15 protein-coding genes are annotated in these 19,757 nt (G+C 61.2%); 9 read left to right on the top strand and 6 right to left on the bottom strand.

From position 1 onward, the window contains the following. Positions 1-58: 58 nt before the first annotated feature. The 4 genes from GR212_RS04120 to GR212_RS04105 form a co-directional block, all read right to left on the bottom strand. Positions 59-1,003 carry a sugar-binding transcriptional regulator gene (locus tag GR212_RS04120; RefSeq protein WP_163985197.1) on the bottom strand — a complete coding sequence of 315 codons (945 nt, stop codon included), beginning with the start codon at positions 1,001-1,003 and terminating at the stop codon, positions 59-61. Between the two features lie 128 nt (positions 1,004-1,131). After that, complete coding sequence (locus GR212_RS04115; RefSeq protein ID WP_163985196.1) at positions 1,132-2,064, bottom strand: sugar phosphate isomerase/epimerase family protein; 933 nt, start codon at positions 2,062-2,064, stop codon at positions 1,132-1,134. Between the two features lie 29 nt (positions 2,065-2,093). Further along, a complete protein-coding gene (locus GR212_RS04110) occupies positions 2,094-3,605 on the bottom strand; it encodes a glycerol-3-phosphate dehydrogenase (protein WP_163985195.1) in 1,512 nt (503 codons plus the stop codon). A gap of 78 nt (positions 3,606-3,683) precedes the next feature. Beyond that, a complete protein-coding gene (locus GR212_RS04105; protein ID WP_163985194.1) occupies positions 3,684-5,234 on the bottom strand; it encodes an FGGY-family carbohydrate kinase in 1,551 nt (516 codons plus the stop codon). A gap of 899 nt (positions 5,235-6,133) precedes the next feature. Here GR212_RS04105 and GR212_RS04100 point away from each other — a divergent pair. From GR212_RS04100 to GR212_RS04070, 7 genes are all read left to right on the top strand, one after another. Beyond that, a complete protein-coding gene (locus GR212_RS04100; protein ID WP_163985193.1) occupies positions 6,134-6,790 on the top strand; it encodes a DUF2291 domain-containing protein in 657 nt (218 codons plus the stop codon). Next, complete coding sequence (locus GR212_RS04095) at positions 6,787-8,331, top strand: sugar ABC transporter ATP-binding protein (RefSeq protein ID WP_163985192.1); 1,545 nt, start codon at positions 6,787-6,789, stop codon at positions 8,329-8,331. The genes GR212_RS04100 and GR212_RS04095 overlap by 4 nt, the downstream gene beginning before the upstream one ends. A 22-nt stretch (positions 8,332-8,353) precedes the next feature. Continuing rightward, the gene (locus GR212_RS04090; RefSeq protein WP_163985191.1) at positions 8,354-9,406 is read left to right on the top strand and encodes an ABC transporter permease; all 1,053 of its coding nucleotides are present in this window, start codon (positions 8,354-8,356) and stop codon (positions 9,404-9,406) included. 104 nt (positions 9,407-9,510) lie between these two features. Further along, entirely contained in the window at positions 9,511-10,458 is a 948-nt protein-coding gene (locus GR212_RS04085; RefSeq protein ID WP_163985190.1) for a D-ribose ABC transporter substrate-binding protein, read from the top strand. Positions 10,459-10,727: 269 nt separating this feature from the next. After that, complete coding sequence (locus GR212_RS04080; protein ID WP_348643450.1) at positions 10,728-11,483, top strand: DeoR/GlpR family DNA-binding transcription regulator; 756 nt, start codon at positions 10,728-10,730, stop codon at positions 11,481-11,483. 55 nt (positions 11,484-11,538) lie between these two features. After that, the gene (locus GR212_RS04075; RefSeq protein ID WP_163985188.1) at positions 11,539-13,068 is read left to right on the top strand and encodes an FGGY-family carbohydrate kinase; all 1,530 of its coding nucleotides are present in this window, start codon (positions 11,539-11,541) and stop codon (positions 13,066-13,068) included. 60 nt (positions 13,069-13,128) lie between these two features. Further along, positions 13,129-14,871 (top strand): glycerol-3-phosphate dehydrogenase/oxidase, encoded by a 1,743-nt coding sequence (locus GR212_RS04070; RefSeq protein ID WP_163985187.1) that lies wholly within the window; start codon positions 13,129-13,131, stop codon positions 14,869-14,871. Positions 14,872-14,880: 9 nt separating this feature from the next. Here the strand turns inward: GR212_RS04070 and fba are convergent, their stop codons facing one another. After that, on the bottom strand, positions 14,881-15,945 hold the full coding sequence (fba, locus tag GR212_RS04065) for a class II fructose-bisphosphate aldolase (protein WP_163985186.1): 1,065 nt from the start codon (positions 15,943-15,945) through the stop codon (positions 14,881-14,883). Positions 15,946-16,406: 461 nt separating this feature from the next. Between fba and GR212_RS04060 the strand changes: the two genes are divergently transcribed. Both GR212_RS04060 and GR212_RS04055 read left to right on the top strand, forming a co-directional pair. Then, entirely contained in the window at positions 16,407-17,543 is a 1,137-nt protein-coding gene (locus tag GR212_RS04060) for a mannitol dehydrogenase family protein (protein ID WP_163985185.1), read from the top strand. A gap of 151 nt (positions 17,544-17,694) precedes the next feature. Further along, positions 17,695-18,705 carry a zinc-binding alcohol dehydrogenase family protein gene (locus tag GR212_RS04055; RefSeq protein ID WP_163985184.1) on the top strand — a complete coding sequence of 337 codons (1,011 nt, stop codon included), beginning with the start codon at positions 17,695-17,697 and terminating at the stop codon, positions 18,703-18,705. Between the two features lie 42 nt (positions 18,706-18,747). Here the strand turns inward: GR212_RS04055 and GR212_RS04050 are convergent, their stop codons facing one another. After that, positions 18,748-19,755 (bottom strand): lysophospholipid acyltransferase family protein, encoded by a 1,008-nt coding sequence (locus GR212_RS04050; protein WP_246725680.1) that lies wholly within the window; start codon positions 19,753-19,755, stop codon positions 18,748-18,750. Between the last annotated feature and the right edge of the window lie 2 nt (positions 19,756-19,757).

Raw genomic sequence — 19,757 nt, 5'->3', positions numbered from 1 at the left:
CACAATTCAACATTATGTTTGTTATGTTGAGATGGATTCGTGTTCTCATGCGGCGATATCAAGCGTCTGCTTTCAACAGCACCCGTGCCGTCTTCTCATCCGTGATCAGTCCGTAGAGACAGCGGCTCTTCAGAACGGCACGGATGGCCTCGACCTTCGGCAACCCGCCGGAAAGGGCCACAAGCCGCTCGCTTTCGCTGCGCGGGAGCGAAGCCGAAAGCGTGCGCGCCGTCAGCGTCGTCTCCAGAATATTGCCATCGGCATCGAAAAAATGACCGAGAATTTCACCGACGCCGCCTGCCGCCGTAATTTCCCTGATCTCCTTCGGCTCGACCATTCCCGAGAGAACGAGCTGGGCGTCGGTATCCACCGTGCCGAGACCGACAAGCTTGAGATCGGCGCCATTTGCGAGATCGAAGACTTCCTTCACGCCACGCTGGGCAAGCAGCACGTCCCGATCTTCCCGCGTGTTGGCAAAGAAAGGCACCGGCATCACATGCGACTGCATTCCGGTTTTCTCGGCAATACGATGCATCACGTCATATGGGTTGGCCGCGTAGTTTCTCGTCAGACCGCCAAGCAACGAGACGAAACGCAAATCCTTGGCATTGACGCGCGACATGTGATGAACAGCGGAAGAGAGCGTTCGCCCGTGGCCAAGCCCGATGACCTTGTTGTTGCCGCTCTCGATCTCACGCCGCAGAAAGCCGGCGCCCGCCTGCCCCAACGCGCGAAATTCGAAGCCCGCTTCGCCGAGATCGGGCGCGACCTCACAATATTGCAGGCCGAACCGCGCCGCCAGTTCCGTTTCAAGTTCGACGCACTCGACGATATCGCCGTTGATCGTTACCTTGACGACGCCCTCGGCGACCGCGCGCGCGATCAGCCTATGTGCCTTGACCGAGGGAACGCCGAGACGCTTTGCCACCTCGGACTGCGTCAGTCCGCCGGCATAGTGCAACCAGGCCGCCCGTACGGCGAGCGAAGCATCCGCATCCGTCATCGACCGTTCCCTTTCATTTCTTTCCGCATAACCCCTCGCCTGCTTTCTCTCCGGCCGTCAGATCAAGCTTCCACCTCGCTCTTGAGAAGGTGGCAGCTTGACGATTCCAGACTCGGCCGCTCCAGCCGCTAGATATGCAAGTCGCCGACGCCCGTGTCGATATGAGGCGCCCAGAAGGCAACACTTTCGGCAATCTGCGAGATGACCTGGCGATCGTTGGGTTCACGCTCCTTGAACGACAGCTCCAGGCAGATTTCATTGTCCTTGGCACCGCCTTCGGCAAATGCCTTCAGCAGCGGTTCGGGTTGGATCCGGCCCTTGGCGTTAAATTCCGCCGTAAAGGGACGATGGCCGCCCTTGTCCATCAGGCTCTGCTTGATGTGGATGATCGGCGAAACCTTCGGCACGGCACGCGCCCAGGCATAGGGGTCATAGTCGTCGGGATTGGACGAGGTGACATCGCCATGATCGATATCGGCCATCATCCACATCGGTATGGCGAACGGAGCCTTGGTCAGCCGGTCCTGCAAGGCTACGCATGCCTGAATGGTCTCGCCGAATTCGCGGCCGATGCTCATCGGCTCCCAGAAGATGTAGGAGAGACCGGCAGCGCGCGCATGTTCAGCCACCTCGCCCCAGCAATCGATGGCGATCTCGATCAGTTCCTCGCGCCGGACCGGATCGTCGTAATCCTTGTAGGTGAAGATCGCGAACTGCGTGCCGACGGAATGACCGCCGAGATCGGCCGTTATATCGGCGAAGGCCTTGAACCAGTCGACATAATAGCGCCGGACATCCCTGTCCGGATGGCCGAAATGGTTGAGACGGCCATAAGGACCGGTCATGCCTGATGTCACACGAACGCCGGTACGCTTCAGCGCTGCCTGCATATCCCGCGTCAGCCGGCGGATCACGGGCGCCTGCCAGCTCGGATTGATGAACTCGTGGGTGAGCTGCAGGTCGCGAATGCGCAGATCGCGCGCCACGGTCTCGATCAAATCGGCCGCCTCGGCAAAGCGGTTCACCAGCGGATTGGTGTTGAGTGAAAGCGTCAAGGGCATTTACGGTCTCCCGGCAAAGGTCTGTTCGTTCAGGCGGCAAGCGCCAGTTCGGCATCGAACCAGGCAGAGAAAGCCGCCTTCTCTTCGGCCGTCATGCGCAGGCCTTCCTTGGTGCGGCGCTTCAAGACGTCTTCCGCCGTCTGCGCCCACTCAGAGGCCGCGAGATAGCGGACTTCGGCCTCGTAGAGATTGCCGCCGAAATGACGGCCAAGCCCCGCCAGCGAGGTGACGTCACCAACGATCTGGCTGGTGCGCGCGCCATAGAGATGGCCGTAGTGGTTGACGAGCGCGCGCGGCATCCAGGGATAGGCCGAGCGTAGCGCATCGGAAAAGGCGACATAATCGGCATTCGGAATCTCGCCGCCGGGAAGAGTGGCGCTGCGGGTCCAGTCGCCCCCCATCTTCGGGAAGAATTTGGCAAGCCGCTGCATCGCATGCTCGGAGAGCTTGCGGAACGTGGTGATCTTGCCGCCAAAGACGCTCAAGAGCGGCGCACCGCCGGTCTCGTCGAGATCGAACACGTAGTCACGCGTGACGGCCGAAGGATTGCCCTTGCCATCGTCGAACAGCGGGCGAACGCCGGAGAAGCTTTCGAGCACATCGGAGCGGCGCAGCTTCTCCTTGAAGTAGCGATTGACGGCCGTGATCAGATAATCGATTTCCTTCTCGTCGGCTGCCACCTCTTCAGGCCTGCCTTCATAGGGAATGTCGGTCGTGCCGATCAGCGCCTTATCGCCTTCATACGGGTTGATGAAGATGACGCGCTTGTCGTGGTTCTGGACGAGATAGGCCTGCTGACCGCTCCAGAACTTCGGAACGATGATGTGACTGCCCTTGACGAGCCGGACACTGCGCTGGCTGTTCGAACCGACGACGCGGCCGATGATGTCATTGACCCAGGGCCCTGCCGCATTGACCAGCACCCGGGCGCGCACGGTCCGTACCTCGCCGGAGCGCTGGTCGCGCACCTGGACGACCCAGGTTCCCTGATCGCGACGGGCGCTGACGCACGCGGTCCGCGTCAGGATCCGCGCGCCTTTTGCCGAAGCATCGATCGCATTGAGGACGACGAGCCGGGCGTCATCGACCCAGCAGTCGGAATACTCAAACCCCTTGGAATACTGATCGAGAATCGGCGCGCCTTCCGGGTCGCGATGAAGATCCAGCGAGCGCGTGCCCGGCAGCTTCTTGCGGCCGCCGAGATGATCGTAGAGGAACAGCCCAAGGCGGACGAGCCAGGCCGGACGATCCGTCGGGCTGTGCGGCAGCACAAAGCGCATCGGCCAGATGATGTGGCTTGCCGAATTCAGGAGAACCTCGCGCTCGATCAATGCCTCGCGCACCAGACGGAATTCGTAGTATTCGAGATAGCGCAGACCGCCATGCACCAGCTTGCCGGAGCGCGAGGACGTTCCCTCCGCAAGGTCGCCCTTCTCGCACATCATCACCGAAAGGCCCCGGCCGGCCGCATCGCGAGCGATGCCGGCACCGTTGATGCCTCCACCGATCACGAAAAGATCAAAGATTTCCGGTTCCATCATGTCATGCTCCTTCGGATGCACTGGGCATCATCAAATCAAATTTCTCCGGCGGCGCTCGCTCTCCGGCCAATTCCAGGGCTAAGGCCGGGCCAGCTTGTCCCAGGCGGGAGCGATCGCCTGCCGCACGTCCTTGTAGGCGTCGAACAAGCGGTCATAGCGTTCGGCATTTTCCGCATTCGGCGCCTCGGCCTCTCCGAGCAGCGGCGTCACCCAATCGGCGATACAGCTGTCCATGTCCTGATAGGCGCCGATGGCGACAGCTGCCATCATCGCGACACCGGCGGCGCCCGCCTCTTCACGCTCCGAAATCCGCACCGGCGCGTTGACGGCGGCGGAAAGCGATCCGCGCAGCGCGCGCGAGCGGGCCGCACCGCCGGTAATGCGCAGTTCGGACGGCATGTCGCCCATGGCCGCATAGCAATCGCGCGTCGCCATGCCGAGGCCTTCGACGACGGCCCTCAACATGTCGGCAAAGCCGTGCCGCGTGGAAAGTCCGGTAAAGCCGGCACGGGCATGCGCATTGACGAAGGGACCGCGCTCGCCCGCCTCGGAAATATAGGGGTGATAGAGAAGGTTCGTCGGACGCGCCTCGGCAAACCAGTCATCGATGCGCGGAATGAGATCCGAATAGGAAATCCTGCTGCCGCTCGCGGACATCAGATCCGCGGCGATCCGCAGGATCCAGTCGATATTGATCGTCGCGCCCATATTGGTCTGGACCTGGGTCACGATCCCGGGGATCGGCAGGGCAATGACATATCCCGTCCCCTCGCTATTGAGCTGGACGTCGGCTACCGCCTTGGCGCGCATATGCACGCCCGTCGACCCGATCGTCGAGCAGGCTGCGTTATGGCCGCCGGTGCGCACGCCGGCGCCGAGCGCCGTCATGACCATGTCGACATAACCGAGACAGACCGGCGTCCCGGCAAGCAGGCCGGCGGCCTCGGCGGCGGCGGCCGTCAGCGGGTGGCTGATCTCGGTTCCATCGATGATTTCAGGCAGGAGCGAACGCCGGCGCGCAAGACCGAGCGCATCGATCACGACCGGATCATATTGGCGATCGCGGAAATTGCCGAAGGTAAAGCTTGCCTCCGACGGATCTGTCGCGCGCACGCCCGTGAGGTTCAGGTAGAGCCAGTCCTTACAATGCAGCGCCGTCTCCGCCCGATCCAGAAGCTCCGGCATGAAGCGGTCCATATGGGCGAGCTGCGCGCCCTGCTGGCAGGTGTTCAGGCCAGTGCCGGTCGCCTCGAAACGGGCGCGGTTGCCCGCCATGGCGCTCAGACGCGTGACCGTCGATGCGGCCCGGGCGTCGAGCCAAAGCCAGGCATCGTCGACCGGAGCATTGCCGGCGCCGACGAGCCAGGTTCCGTCGCCCTGACCGGTAACGGCTATCGCCGCCGTGCGCGCCGCAAGGTTCTCGACCTTCGCTCCAAGACCACGCAACGCGCTCACGCAATCCGCCCAGGTCTGCCCAAGCGACTGCGTGACCGAACCGTCTTCGCCGGTCTCATAACGATTGCGCGCCGATGCGGAAGCGATCTGCTTTCCGGACAATTCGAAGGCGACAGCCTTCAGAACGGACGTCCCCGCATCGATCCCGATGATGATCCCGTCACTCTTAGGCATTGCACGGCCACTTCGCCATCATTCCCCCTGCGACAGGGGCTGCGGCATACATCACGAACATCTTCATTCCTCCCCACGCAGCCGCGAGTATAATCCGTTCCAGCCCGCGCGCATCGCAGCTCCCGCACGCCGATCCGGCCTGAGCAAGCGCGAACGGCGCACCGGCACATATTCGACACCAACCGCACGACCAGATCCAAGCCAGAGGCGATCCATCGATCGGCTCAATATCTTATAACATAGAGATACCATAGTTGCAGTAATATTTTTCTGGTGTTGTAATTTTTTTCATATAAAATGATTGCTGTCAATTCCCCGACCACAACGGGAAGGAGCCTTGAACACGCGACGAGGGAAACAGAAACAAAAGACGGCGCCCATCAGGAAGAATCGCTAGCCTCACGGGGCATGAACGATGAATTCTCTGTTATTATTCATGAATATCAATGCATTACCTAGATATCCTCATGCAAAGCAGATCAAGCGGATGCCGTTGTGAAATTGCCGGATACAAGCAGCTGAAATGGCGGTTTCGATACGTATTGAGAATGGAATTCTTACCTGCCTGGAAGCTGCGGATACACAAATCCCAAGAAATCGCCGTTGACAGGCTCAAAAATTTATAACATATGAATTGCAGTTATTAACATACTTCTATCACAAATGTCGCATCGACAGGGCGATTGTGAACCTGAATGGACGGCTGGAGGAGACAGCCATCCGCACGCTGAGGAGGCTCCTGATGTTGAATTTCCTTTCCGATAGCGGCGCGATCCGAAGCCGAGCGCAGCGCCTGCAGATCCAAAAGCAGGGGCAAGACCTCAGCTAAGCGGACGCGCGGAACCGTTCTCCATTTCTCCATCGGGCAATCCGGCAAACATGCCGAAGGTCGTTTGAACATGAATACGCAAGCTCAATATGCAACAGCCAAGCCGACAGGCTCGAAGTTCAAGATCGTGGCGGGCGTCGCTGCCGTGGTGATCGTAATCGGCGCCATTGCCGCCGATACCAAGGTGGTCAAGATCGGCTCGGCCCACGATGTGCGCGAGCAGGGCTTCCAGCCCGAAAGCTACGGCGCCCAGGAATTCCCCAAGGTGCAGGCAGATGTCGAAAAGCGCGCCGTCGATGCGGTGACGCTTGCCACCGCCGTTCTGGCCGACAAGAAAGCGGCTGGCGAAAAATATGGCGTCGCCACGACCACCGGCCCCGTCCTTCCCGTCTCGCTGACCGGTACGTTCGGCGATCGCAAGGCCAATCTCAACGAATTCAAGGTCGATGGCATGCCGGACGGGATCACGGTCCGGGTGCAGACCGGCCCCGCGGTCAACGGTACCGATCTTCGCGATGCGACCGGCACGATTCAATTCGGCCAGTTCACCAACCAGATCGAATATCAGGATGCCGGTTCCGCCATCAACAACGAGATGAAGAAAGCAACCCTCGGGAGCCTCGATCCGGAAAAGCTGACGGGCAAGACGGCTACGGTTGTCGGCGTGTTCAAGCTCATCAATCCGAAGAACTGGCTCATCACCCCGGTAAAGGTCGACGTGAAATGAGCGCGCTCGAGCTAAACGGCGCAACCACGGGCGAAGTTGTCCTCGCCGCTCGCAACGTCGCCAAAGCCTATGGCAGCGTCCACGCGCTGAAGGGTGTCAACTTCGATATCCGCCGCGGGGAAGTGACGACGCTTTTCGGCGAAAACGGCGCCGGCAAGTCGACGCTGATGAAGATCCTGTCCGGCGTCATCCAGCCGACATCGGGAGACATCATCCTCGACGGCAGTCCGATCACCTTTGCCTCTTCGACGCACGCACGCTCCTGCGGCATCTCCATCATCCATCAGGAATTAAGCCTCGCGCCCAATCTCAGCGTCCGCGACAACATCTTCATGGGCCGCGAACTCATGAAGGGCGGCGTGGTCGATTTCGCCGAGGAAGAGCGTCAGACCTGCATATTGATGGAGGAGCTGGAAGAGCACATCGATCCGCTGATCCCCGTCGAGGATCTGCGTCTCGGACAGCAACAGATCGTAGAAATCGCGCGCGCCCTTTCCGTCAATTCGCGCATCCTGATCATGGACGAGCCGACATCGGCGCTGAGCGCGACCGAGGTCGAGGTTCTGTTCAAGGTCATCCGCGATCTGACGAATCGCGGCGTCTCGATCGTCTATATCTCGCACCACCTGGAAGAAGCGCTGCAGATCACCAATCACGCTGTCGTGCTGCGCGACGGCAACATGACAGCCTATGCCGAGCGCAAGGACATCGATCTCGAATGGATCGTGCGCAACATGGTCGGCGACAATTTCGATCTCGGCAGCCCTCCGACCGGCCACAAAATGGGCGACGTCGCACTGACGATCGACAGCCTCACCGTTCCCGGCCCATCGGGCGCTGCCTACAATGCGGTCGACCGCATGTCGCTCCAGGTCCGCGCCGGCGAAATCGTCTGCATCTACGGGCTCATGGGCGCAGGCCGCACCGAATTGCTCGAATGCGTGGCTGGGCGCCTGAAATCGAGCGGCGGCCGCGTGCTTCTGGGCAATACCGACGTCGGCGGCCTCAGCATCGCCGGCCGCATCGCCCAGGGCCTGGTTCTGGTGCCGGAAGACCGGCAACGCGATGGCCTGGTCCAGACGATGACGGTCGGGTCGAACCTGTCGCTTGCCAGCATCGGCGCCTTTACCAAGGGTCTTTTCACGTCAGGCGGTCGTGAGCGGGCGCTGGTGAACGACTCGATCCGCAAGGTTCATATCAAGACCGATGGCGGCGAAGCGCCAATCGGATCGCTCTCCGGCGGCAATCAGCAGAAGGTCGTCATCGGCAAGATGCTAGCGACGGAACCACGCGTGATCCTGCTCGACGAGCCGAGCCGCGGCATCGATATCGGGGCCAAGGCCGAAGTCTTCAAGCTGCTCGCCGAGCGCGCCAAGGAAGGCCTGGCGGTGATCTATTCGACATCGGAAGTCGCCGAATGCCTGAGCATCGCCCATCGCATCATCGTCATGCACCGCGGCAAGATCTCTGCCGAATTCGGTCCTGACGTCACCAAGGAAAAGATCATGGCCGCCTCCGGCGAAGCAGTGGTCGCGCACTAGCCGCATTCATGGAGCACTGATTATGTCAGTCACGAACATCACAGAAAAGAAACCAGTTTCGAACGGACAGCGGCGGAACGTCAATCTCGTGCGGCTGATCCTGGAAGGACGCGCCTTCTTCGCGCTGATCGTCATCATCGCGGTCTTCTCCTTCCTGTCGCCTTATTACTTCACGCTCGGCAACTTCCTGACCATGGCCTCGCATGTCGCCATCTTCGGCATTCTTGCCATTGGCATGCTGCTGGTCATCCTCAACGGCGGTATCGACCTCTCGGTCGGGTCGACGCTCGGTCTTGCCGGCTGTATCGCCGGTTTCCTGATGCAGGGCGTCACGCTTTCGAGCTTCGGCGTCATTCTCTATCCGCCGGTCTGGGCCGTCGTCATCCTGACGTGCGCGCTTGGTGCGGTCGTGGGCGCCGTCAACGGCGTTCTCATCGCTTACTTGCGTGTTCCGGCCTTCGTCGCCTCGCTCGGCGTGCTCTATGTCGCGCGCGGCATCGCGTTGCTGATGACCAACGGCCTTACCTACAACAATCTCGGCGGCCGCCCGGAACTCGGCAATACCGGCTTTGACTGGCTCGGTTTCAACCGCCTCGCCGGCATCCCGATCGGCGTCATCGTGCTTGCCGTGCTCGCCATCATCTGCGGCCTCGTTCTCAGCCGCACCGCCTTTGGCCGCTGGCTCTATGCATCGGGTGGCAACGAGCGCGCCGCCGATCTTTCCGGTGTTCCGGTCAAGCACGTCAAGATCATCGTCTACGTCCTGTCGGGCGTTTGCGCCGCCATCGCCGGCCTGGTCCTGTCGTCGCAGCTGACTTCGGCCGGCCCGACCGCCGGCACCACTTACGAGCTGACGGCAATCGCCGCCGTCGTCATCGGTGGTGCTGCTTTGACGGGTGGCCGCGGCACGGTGCGCGGCACCATGCTCGGCGCCTTCGTCATCGGCTTTCTGTCGGACGGCCTCGTCATCATCGGCGTGTCGGCCTACTGGCAGACGGTCTTTACCGGCGCGGTCATCGTGCTCGCCGTGCTCATGAACAGCATCCAGTACGGACGCCGGACCAAGTCCGGCTGACGCTCGATATTCGAACTTGTCACCGATCGATGAAAATCGCCGATCGGAGAAAGCACCGCCGGTTCGCCGGTATCATCAGAGCTCATCAAAAGGGAGAGAGACTAATGTTCAAAAAAGGTTTGCGCATCGTCATGGCAGCGGTTGCAGTCGCACCGCTTCTGACAGGAGCAGCTTGGGCCGCCGGCCAGATGACGATCATCGTCAACGACCCGTCGAACCCCTACTGGCTGACGGAAGGCAATGTCGCCAAGGCTGCCGCGGAAAAGCTCGGCTACACGGCAACGGTCGGCGCCCACAAGGGCGATACCAACACCGAGAGCAACCTGATCGACACGGCCATCACCAACAAGTCGGTCGCCATCATCCTCGATCCGGCCAACGCCGACGGTTCCGTCGGTGCGGTCAAGAAGGCCGTTGCCGCCGGCATTCCGGTGTTCCTGGTCAATGCTGAAATCAACCAGGAAGGCCTCGCCAAGGCGCAGCTCGTCTCCAACAACGCCCAGGGCGCCGCAATCGGTGCTCAGCAGTGGGTCGAAGCCGTTGGCGACAAGGGCAAGTATGCCGAACTCTTCGGCGCACCGTCCGACAACAACGCCGCAACGCGTTCGAACGGCTATGAAACGGTTCTGACCCAGTACCCGGACCTGCAGAAGGTTGCCAAGGAAGTTGCCAACTGGGACCGCACCCAGGGCCACAACAAGATGCAGTCCATCCTGCAGGCCCATCCGGACATTACCGGCGTGATCTCCGGCAATGACGAAATGGCGCTCGGCGCGATTGCCGCTCTCAAGGAAGCCGGCAAGCTCGCCAACGTCAAGGTCGGCGGCTTCGACGGTTCGCCGGATGCGGTCGCCGCCATCAAGGCCGGTGAACTGCAGTACACGGTTCTCCAGCCGGTTGCCGTCTTCTCGGAAGAAGCCGTCAAGCAGGCTGACAGCTTCATCAAGACCGGCAAGACCGGCGCTACGAGCGAAAAGCAGCTTTTCGATTGCATCCTGATCACCAAGGACAATGTCGACAAGTACACCGCGCCGTTCGTTCTGTCCGAGTAACGATATCGGGGGCGCCGGACACCGGCGTCCCCATCCTTCGACCGCTATCGACCATTCCTGGCGGAAGATCAGACCGTACTTGCAGAAATCCTGGTAGAGAATTGTTCTTTATACTCTTTTCACATAGCATGGCGTTCGCTGTAGCGCGTTAGTATCCGCAAGGCTCAGCGTCAGAGGCCAAGGTGACAGACAAGACAAGCCCCGTATCCTTCCTGCAAGACGAACTGCCGAGCGACAGCCGGCATTCCCGCCAGCTCGCCCGACGGCAGATGATCGCCGAAGCCGTGATGGCCGAAGGCTCCATGCGCATCGAGGATTTGACCGATCGTTTCGGCATCAGCCTGATGACGGCGCATCGCGATGTCGACGAATTGGTCAGCCGTGGCCTGTTCCGGAAAACGCGCGGCATCGTTTCCGCTGCGGCGACGAGCCTGATTGAATCGAGCGACGTCTATCGCGCCAACCGCCAGGCGAGCGAGAAGAAGATGATCGCCGCTGCTGCGATGCAGTTCATCGAGCCCGGTCAGGCCATCTTCCTCGACGATTCCACCACCGTCCTGCAAATGGCCTCGCATCTGCCGGCCAAGGTCCCGCTGACCGCGATCACCAATTCGCTGACGCTGATGAACGCGCTGAAGGATATGCATGACGTAACGCTTCTGGCACTCGGCGGCCAATATTACAATTGGTGCAACGCCTTCATGGGGCGCATGACGATCAACGAAATCAACCGCTTGCGCGCCGACGTTGCGTTCATCTCGATGTCGGCCATCATAGATGACGTCGTGTTCCATCAGTCGCCCGAGATCGTCGATATCAAGCGGGCGATGTTCGACAGTGCGGCCAAGCGCATCCTGCTCACCGATCATACGAAATTCGAGCGGCGCGCACTCCACAGTTTCGCGCATCTGAGCGAATTCGATGTCGTCATCGTCGACGAGAAGACGCCTGCCGCTCATCTGGAGCGAATGCGGAACAAGAATATCAATGTGGTTGTCGCCAAGGGCGACAAGGAACGATCCTGACGATTGGCCCAGGCTCGGGCGTCCGTCACGTTCCTCACCATCAGGAGTAATGAGAATGCCGAGTCTGCTCGGAATTGACAGCGGTCTGACCGTTACCAAAGCCGTCATCTTCGACATCGATGGAACGCCGCTTGCCGTCGCGCGCCGCCGCGTGACCCAGTTCATGCCGAAGGCTCGCCATGTCGAGCGCGACATGGACGAACTCTGGACCCGGACCGCCGACGCCATTGCCGAGGCGATCAAGCTCAGCAACCGTCCCGCCAGCGACATCCAGGCCATTGCCGCGACTGCGCATGGCGATGGCATCTATCTGCTCGACAAGGCAAAAAAGCCGCTTGGACGCGCCATCCTTTCGCTCGACAGCCGCGCCGGATCGATCGTCGAACAATGGCTGAAGAGCCCGCTTGCCGACAAAGCCCTGTCGCTGACCGGGCAGTTGCCGCATGTCTCGGCTCCATCGGCGCTGCTCGCCTGGATCAAGGCCAATGAGCCCGAGCGCTATGCCCAGATCGGCCACATCCTGAGCTGCAAGGACTGGCTGCGCTTCTGCCTGACGGATGTCTCCGGAACGGATCGGACCGAGGCCAGTACCTCCTTCACCAATGTCTCGACGCAGAACTATTCGCCGGACGCATTGGCGCTCTTCAACGTCGGCGAGTTGACTGGCGCGCTGCCGCCAGTCTCCCGGTCTGACGAAGTGGTCGGCCATGTGACGGAAGCCGTGGCGAAGCGGACGGGGCTCGCCGAAGGCACGCCGGTCGTTGCCGGACTGCACGACGTGACCGCGTCCGCGCTCGGAGCCGGTGGCTATGCCGAAGGCGTCGTTGCCGTGATCGCCGGCACCTATTCGATCAACGAAACGCTCTCCTCCGAACCGCGTGTCGATGGCCGCTGGTTCTGCCGCAATGCGATTGCGCCGGGCCAGTGGAACAACATGTCGATCTCGCCGGCATCGTCGGCGAATTACGAGTGGTTCCTGGACAAGCTCTGCGCCAGGGAAATTGCAAGCGCCGAAGCTGCCAGCCAGTCGATCCACGCCTTGCTGGCCCCCGAGATCGAGGCGGCCTTCGCCCGTCCGTCGAGCGCGCTGTTCCATCCCTACCTGTTCGGCTCGCCCTATGGCGCCGAGGCAAGCGCCAGCTTCTTCGGACTTGGCGGCTGGCACGATCGCGGCGACATGTTGCGTGCCGTCCTTGAAGGCATCGCCTTCAACCACAAGATTCACATTGACGCACTAAGTGACGGTTTTTCCTTCGATCGAGCACGATTGGCAGGCGGCGTGTCGCGCAATCCGATCGTCGTTCAGATGTTTGCCGACGTGCTCGGCATGCCTGTTACCGTGACCGAGACCGACGAGGCTGCGGCCTGGGGCGCCGCGCTTTGCGCCGGTGCCGGTATCGGCATCTATGCGAGCCCTCAGAACGATCCGCGCGATGTCGGCAAAATCGCCACGACCTATGAACCGGACCTCGGCCGCAGCGCCGAATATCGCATCCGCTACCAGCTCTTCCGCGACATTGCCGAAGCGATGACGCCACTCTGGCCGCGGATCGGCGATCTCGCAAATCAACACTCCCAAGACTAGACCGCCAATGCGCCGCGCCGACAGGCTGTTGTCGCGGCAGTTCAGCAGGACGATGATGTTATGACCGATATGGCCGCCGATCTGAAACAACGCTTTTCGCAACTTCAAGATGGAGATGTCGACGTCGTCATCCTCGGCGCCGGGGTCAACGGCGCCGGACTGTTTCGCGATCTCTCCGTACAGGGCGTCAACTGCCTGATCGTCGACAAATCCGATTTCGGCTCGGGCACGAGTGCCGCGCCGTCGCGATTGATCCACGGCGGCCTGAAATATCTGGAAACCGGCGAGTTCCGGCTGGTCGCCCAATCGGCGCTGGAGCGGAACCTGCTGTTGAGGAACGCGCCGCATTGCGTCGAGGCATTGCCCACTTTCGTGCCGATTTTCTCCTGGATGCGCGGCATACCGGCAACCCTTCGCACGCTTCTCGGATCGACGACCGCTCCACGCAGCCGCGGCGCGGTGCTCATCAAGATCGGACTTGCGCTCTACGACTTCTTCGGTTCGCGCAACCGCGTCATGCCGCGCCACAGATTCCTGTTGAAAGGCCGCGCGCTCAAGGAAATGCCGCATGTGACGCCGCAGATCGTCGCCGGCGGCATCTATTACGACGCCAAGATCAGCCGGCCGGAGCGGCTCGTCTATGAGCTGGTCAACGATGGGCTGGCAGCCAACAAGGACGCGCTGGCGGCAAACGTCACCACGCTCGTGTCCGCAGCCGATGGCGTGCTTACCTTTCAGCGCGCGGATGGCTATGCCTTCTCGGTCAAGCCGAAGCTTGTGGTGAACGCCGCCGGTCCCTGGATCGATCATGTCAACGCCGCTCTCGGCGCGCCGGCTCATCTGATCGGCGGCACCAAGGGATCGCATATCCTGCTGGACCACCCCGAACTGGTGCGCAGCCTGAACGGCCACATGATCTATTTCGAAGCCGATGATGGCCGCATCTGCCTGGTCTACGGCTATCTGGGCCAGGCGCTGGTCGGCTCGACCGATATTCCCTGCGACGATCCGGACAATGTTCGCTGCGAAGAGCCAGAGATCGATTATTTTCTCGACAGCGTGCGGTCGCTTCTGCCCGGCCTCCGTTTCGACCGCGACCAGGTGACCTACAGCTACAGCGGCATTCGCCCCCTGCCCGCCTCGGATGCGTCGTCGCCAGGCCTGATCAGCCGCGATCACTCCGCGCCCGTCTTCGAGCCGCAGGCCGGGCGCCCCTTCCCGATCGTCTCATTGGTCGGTGGCAAATGGACCACGTTCCGAGGCTTCGCCGAGGAAGTGGCCGATACGGTCCTTACACGCCTGCAGCGCGCGCGCAAAACCTCCACCGAGAGGCTCGCCATCGGCGGCGGCCGGGATTTCCCGGTCGACTCCAAAGAGCGGACAAGCTGGATCCGATCGGTCGCCGCAAAAACCGGCGTGGAGCCAAGCAGAGCGGACGAGCTGTTGAGCCGATACGGCACGACGGCTGCGGCCATCCTTGCGCATCGCTCCAGCTATAGCGACAGCCAGCGCATTAGCGGCGCGCAGCGCTATAGCGCGCTTGAAATCGATTGGATCGCGCGGCAGGAACTGGTCGTGCATCTGTCCGATATCGTCTTCCGTCGGACGACCATGGCGATCGAGGGCCTTTTGACGATCCAGGGCTTGCGCGAAATCGGCGCGATCGCGGCGGCAGCCTTGCAGTGGGACGGGCAGCGACTGGCCAAAGAAATCGATGATGTCGTTGTGTCGCTGTCGAAGTTTCATGGTCAGACATTGACCGAAGAAAGCCTGCGCCGGGCAGCAAGCCCGGCGTCACGCTGATCCCCTAGCTCAGCAAAAAGCCGGGTCGAGCGACCCGGACGTGTAACGCTTGGCCATCTCGGTGACGGTCAGCGGCCGGATGCGCGAGGCGTGCCCGGCCGTGCCGAACTGCTCGAAGCGTTCCTTGCAAAGCTTCGTCAGCGCAGCCATGGCGGGCTTCATATATTTGCGGGGATCGAACTCGCTCGGGTCCTCCTGCAGCACGCGGCGGATCTGGCCCGTCATCGCCATGCGGCCATCCGTGTCGATATTGATCTTGCGCACGCCATTCTTGATGCCCCGCTGGATTTCATCGACCGGCACGCCCCAGGTCGGCTTCATCTGCCCGCCATATTTGTTGATGATGTCCTGCAGCTCTTCGGGAACCGAGGAAGAGCCGTGCATTACAAGATGTGTATTGGGCAACTTGCGGTGGATCTCCTCGATCACATTCATCGCCAGCACCGAGCCATCCGGCTTGCGCGTGAACTTGTAGGCGCCGTGCGAGGTGCCCATGGCGATCGCCAGCGCATCGACCTTGGTTTCGCGTACGAACTTGACCGCCTCGTCCGGGTTGGTGAGCAACTGGTCATGAGAGAGCTTGCCTTCCGCGCCATGACCGTCCTCGGCCTCGCCCATGCCGGTTTCCAGCGAACCCAGCACGCCGAGCTCGCCTTCGACGGAAATACCGCCGAGATGAGCCATGTCGGTGACCGTTTTCGTCACGGCGACATTATAATCCCAGTCGGCCGGCGTCTTTGCGTCCGCCTTGAGCGAGCCGTCCATCATGACCGACGTGAAGCCGGCCTGGATTGCCGTCATGCAGCTCGACGGGTCGTTGCCATGGTCCAGATGGACGCAGACGGGAATGTGCGGATAGATCTCGACGACGGCGTCCATCATGTGCTTCAGCATGATGTCGTTGGCATAGGCCCGGGCGCCCCTGGAGGCCTGCATGATCACCGGGGCGCCGACCGCATCGGCCGCCTCCATGATGGCAAGCGCCTGCTCCATGTTGTTGATATTGAAAGCAGGCACGCCATAGCCGTTCTCGGCGGCGTGATCGAGCAGTTGCCTTAAGGTAATACGTGCCATTCAACTCTCTCCGGGGTCGTGATGTGTCTCTGTGATCGCGCGGATGATGCCGTCCGTTTCAAGCGGCGCCATAAGACAGGATGCTTGCCGTCGGTCGCCAGCTTTCCTCGAAAACCTGAGGCCAGATGCAGGCGCATCATCGTTGCATTTCATAACAAATAAAAGTTACAAAATAACACTTTTTATGACATCTTGTTGTGATATTTATGAAAAGCAGCCTGGCGCGTTAAATTATCGCCTCGCCTCAAGAAACGCCGGCCGGCCGATCACTCTTCAAGCATGCGACATCGCTGAAAGACACATCGCCGCGTCTGGTTATCCGGATAAAAAACATTTGACGTCCGGGCGCTTAACTGTTTTCTATAGATAAAAAACAGATGTCGGGAGGAAAGCTGCGTGTCTGCATGTCACATCAACCCAGCAGCGACGCCTATCGGCATCGAAGGCATCAGGAGTTTGGCGTGAGCTCGCGGATCATCCAGTTCGGCACCAGCCGATTTCTGCAGGCACATGCGGCATTCTTCGTGCACGAGGCGCGGCAAGCGGGCCAGGATGTCGGTCCTATCACCGTCGTCCAGGTTTCGGGCGCCAGCAGCCGCAGCGGACGCGTCGGTGCCTTTGCCAATCCGGACGGCTATCCGGTCATCATCCGCGGCATTGCGGACGGGCAGCCCGTCGACCGCATCGTGCAGGTCACCAGTGTCGATCGCGGTCTGTCCGCCGTCGAACACTGGGCTGAGCTGTCGACGATCTTTGCCGAAGATGCCGAGTTCGTCATCTCCAACACCGGCGAAACCGGATACAGGACCTGGCCCGAAGAAGACGGCTTTGGCCTGGATGACCGAGTTCCGCGATCATTCCCCGCGAAGCTTGCCGCCCTCCTCGTCAAGCGCTGGCGGGCATCCGGCCGCCCGTTGGTCATCCTTCCCTGCGAATTGATGACGGGTAACGGCCGCATCCTGAAACAGGCGGTCGTCGAATGCGCCAGGCGCAACGCCGAACCGGCGGGGTTCCATGCCTGGCTCGACGAGCATGTCGCCTTCGCCGAGACGCTGGTCGACCGCATCGTCTCGGAAGCGATCGAGCCGATCGGCGCCGTTGCGGAACCTTATGCGCTATGGGCGATCAAGCGGGCTCCGGGCGTGCGGCCACCCTGCAGCCACCCAAATATCGTGCTGACATCCGATCTCGAGCCTTACGAGCGCCTGAAGCTGCACATTCTCAATCTCGGCCATACCTTCCTTGCCGAAATCTGGCAGCGTGAAGACCGCCCGGCGGACGAAACGGTGCGCGCCATATTGGCCGACAGCGACATTCGAGCAAGGCTGGACGCGCTCTATCAAAACGAAGTGCTGCCCGGCTTTGCCGCAAATGGCATGGGTGACGAGGCGAAGACCTATGTGACGACCACGCTCGACCGCTTCCTCAATCCATTTCTCAATCATCGCATCGCCGATATCAGTCAGCATCATCGCGAGAAAGTCGGCCGGCGCATCCATGCTTTCCTGGACTGGGCGGATAAGGCCGGCAGCGCTTCGCACGCGCCGGTGCTGAGAGCAATCGCGGCTCGCTATCCCATGATGGAAACTGCGCCATGACCGTCGTTGAGCGAGTTTCGATCCAAGGCTGGAGCAGATGGATCGGCAATGAGGGGCCGGAACGGCCGATGCTCCTTGCCTCGCGGCTTCGGCCGCACATCTATTTTTAACGCAAACGGCCGGCATCTCCGGCTTTCGAGAGCGCATCACCATGAGAACACTGATCTGTGACGAACCCGGCCGTCTCTCCCTGATCGAGCGCGATGTCCCGACCCCAGCCGTGGGCGAGGTGCTGGTGCGCATCAGACGCATCGGCATCTGCGGCACTGATTTTCACATCTATCAGGGCAAGCATCCCTTTCTCGAGTATCCGCGCGTCATGGGGCACGAGCTGTCCGGCACGGTCGAGGACGCAAACGGTTCAAGCCGCCTCAAGGCGGGAGAAAACGTCTATATCGTTCCCTATCTTGCCTGCGGCAAATGCGTTGCCTGCCGGCGCGGCGTCACCAATGCCTGCCAAAGCCTTTCCGTACTCGGCGTGCATCGCGACGGCGGCATGACCGAGTTCGTCTGCCTGCCGGAGCAAAACGTCATTTCGGCCGGCAAGGCTTCGCTGGAAGAAGCCGCGATGATCGAATTCCTGGCGATCGGCGCACACGGCGTCAAGCGCGGCGGTATTGCCGCCACAGATCGCGTCCTTGTCGTCGGCTCCGGCCCGATCGGCATGTCCGCCGTCATCTTCGCCAAGGCGCGCGGCGCAGACGTCACCGTCATGGACATGCGCGAGGACAGATTGGAATTCACGGTCGCCTCGCTCGGCGCCGACCGGACGATGCTCGCCAACGACGACGCAGAGGCCGATGCGAAGCACCTGACCGGCGGCGATTTCTTCGACGTCGTCATCGACGCAACCGGCAATGCCAAGGCGATGCAACGCAGTTTCGGCTTCGTCTCCCACGGCGGCCGCTATGTTCTCGTCGGCGTGGTGCGCGACGACATCACCTTCTCCGATCCGGAGTTCCACAAGCGCGAAACGACCCTTTTCGCCAGCCGCAACGCTCAGCCGGACGATTTTGCGGAGGTCGTGAGGCAGATGGAAAATGGCCGGGTGCCTACGGCAGCATTGAATACCCATCGCGGTCCGCTTCAGGAGGGGCCAGCACTTTTCAAGGAATGGCTGAAGCCGGAAGCCGGGGTCATCAAGGCTATTCTGGAGATCTGAGCCAAGCCTGTCCTGAACAGCGGAACGCATTCATCATGTCGATCACGCGCGACCGACATCCGGCATCCGATTGTCGATAAAATACCATTGTTCCGGATGGTTACGCACCATTGGTTCGATTACTGCATTCAGCAACTGCACGTCCTCGATCAACTGCTCTCGAACCTCGTCCTTCGCCGGCAGCCTGAATGGCTCGACGCCGTGGAGCGCAAAACTCGCTTGCGCCTCCCGAACAATATAAAGCGGATATATCAGCGCATTCGTCTTCCGCGCCATGCGCGCGATGAGCGCGTAGTTGCCTTCAAGATGCGGCGGCCGGCCGAAGAAGGGCGCCCGGATGTGGCCGTTGAAGCCCTCGTCGCAGAACATCAGCAGGTTGCCGCCATCTTCCAGGATCCGCAGAGCGGGGCGCACGAAGCTGCGCCCCGGTTTCAGGATGCCGAGGCCGGCCCCCTTGCGCAAGCGATTGACGATATAGTGGCGCGAGCGGCGTTTCGGCGGGTCGTAGTTCATGGTGACGGCGAGCCCCATGTCGAGAAGGCAATGCCAGAGTACCTCCCAGTTGCTGACATGCGGCGCGATGAAGATGACCGGGCCTTCTGAACAGCGCTCGACCAATTCCCCCAGGCCGATCTTGCGCACATGGCGGCGCGCCAATCTGGGTACGACAGAATATTCCGCCATCTGCCGACCCTGGGAATCGGCATAGGCATCCAGCAGCTTCTCGAGCTCGGCATCTGCGAGTTCCGGCCTTATCATCCTCAGATTGGCTGCAGCGCGTGCGTAAGCTCCTTTATGGAAGCGCGGCGCCAGGAACCGCCCGAGCCAGCCGCCGAGCGCGGAACAGACCCGGGCCGGCAGGAGCATGAAGGCGAAATAGAAGAACAGGTCGGCGGCGTTGTCGATATTTTCATGGACCCAATAGCACAGGAACACCTTGCGCCGGGCGCCGCCCGCCAGAAAATCGGCGAACGGAGGTGGCTTCGGCGGTTCATAGGTCCAGGCCTTGCGCTTGCCGGCGGCAACCGTCCTGCCGGTCTCGTCCTTCATCG

The organism is Martinezella lusitana (assembly GCF_010668395.1).
Taxonomy (GTDB): Bacteria; Pseudomonadota; Alphaproteobacteria; order Rhizobiales; family Rhizobiaceae; genus Rhizobium; species Rhizobium lusitanum_A.
This window is presented reverse-complemented; position numbering and strand designations above follow the sequence as displayed.

Coding starts and splice junctions, on each gene's coding strand:
- GR212_RS04120 (WP_163985197.1), bottom strand. CDS start 1,003: ATGACGGATGCGGATGCTTCGCTCGCCGTACGGGCGGCCTGGTTGCAC.
- GR212_RS04115 (WP_163985196.1), bottom strand. CDS start 2,064: ATGCCCTTGACGCTTTCACTCAACACCAATCCGCTGGTGAACCGCTTT.
- GR212_RS04110 (WP_163985195.1), bottom strand. CDS start 3,605: ATGATGGAACCGGAAATCTTTGATCTTTTCGTGATCGGTGGAGGCATC.
- GR212_RS04105 (WP_163985194.1), bottom strand. CDS start 5,234: ATGCCTAAGAGTGACGGGATCATCATCGGGATCGATGCGGGGACGTCC.
- GR212_RS04100 (WP_163985193.1), top strand. CDS start 6,134: ATGAATACGCAAGCTCAATATGCAACAGCCAAGCCGACAGGCTCGAAG.
- GR212_RS04095 (WP_163985192.1), top strand. CDS start 6,787: ATGAGCGCGCTCGAGCTAAACGGCGCAACCACGGGCGAAGTTGTCCTC.
- GR212_RS04090 (WP_163985191.1), top strand. CDS start 8,354: ATGTCAGTCACGAACATCACAGAAAAGAAACCAGTTTCGAACGGACAG.
- GR212_RS04085 (WP_163985190.1), top strand. CDS start 9,511: ATGTTCAAAAAAGGTTTGCGCATCGTCATGGCAGCGGTTGCAGTCGCA.
- GR212_RS04080 (WP_348643450.1), top strand. CDS start 10,728: ATGATCGCCGAAGCCGTGATGGCCGAAGGCTCCATGCGCATCGAGGAT.
- GR212_RS04075 (WP_163985188.1), top strand. CDS start 11,539: ATGCCGAGTCTGCTCGGAATTGACAGCGGTCTGACCGTTACCAAAGCC.
- GR212_RS04070 (WP_163985187.1), top strand. CDS start 13,129: ATGACCGATATGGCCGCCGATCTGAAACAACGCTTTTCGCAACTTCAA.
- fba (WP_163985186.1), bottom strand. CDS start 15,945: ATGGCACGTATTACCTTAAGGCAACTGCTCGATCACGCCGCCGAGAAC.
- GR212_RS04055 (WP_163985184.1), top strand. CDS start 17,695: ATGAGAACACTGATCTGTGACGAACCCGGCCGTCTCTCCCTGATCGAG.
- GR212_RS04050 (WP_246725680.1), bottom strand. CDS start 19,755: ATGAAGGACGAGACCGGCAGGACGGTTGCCGCCGGCAAGCGCAAGGCC.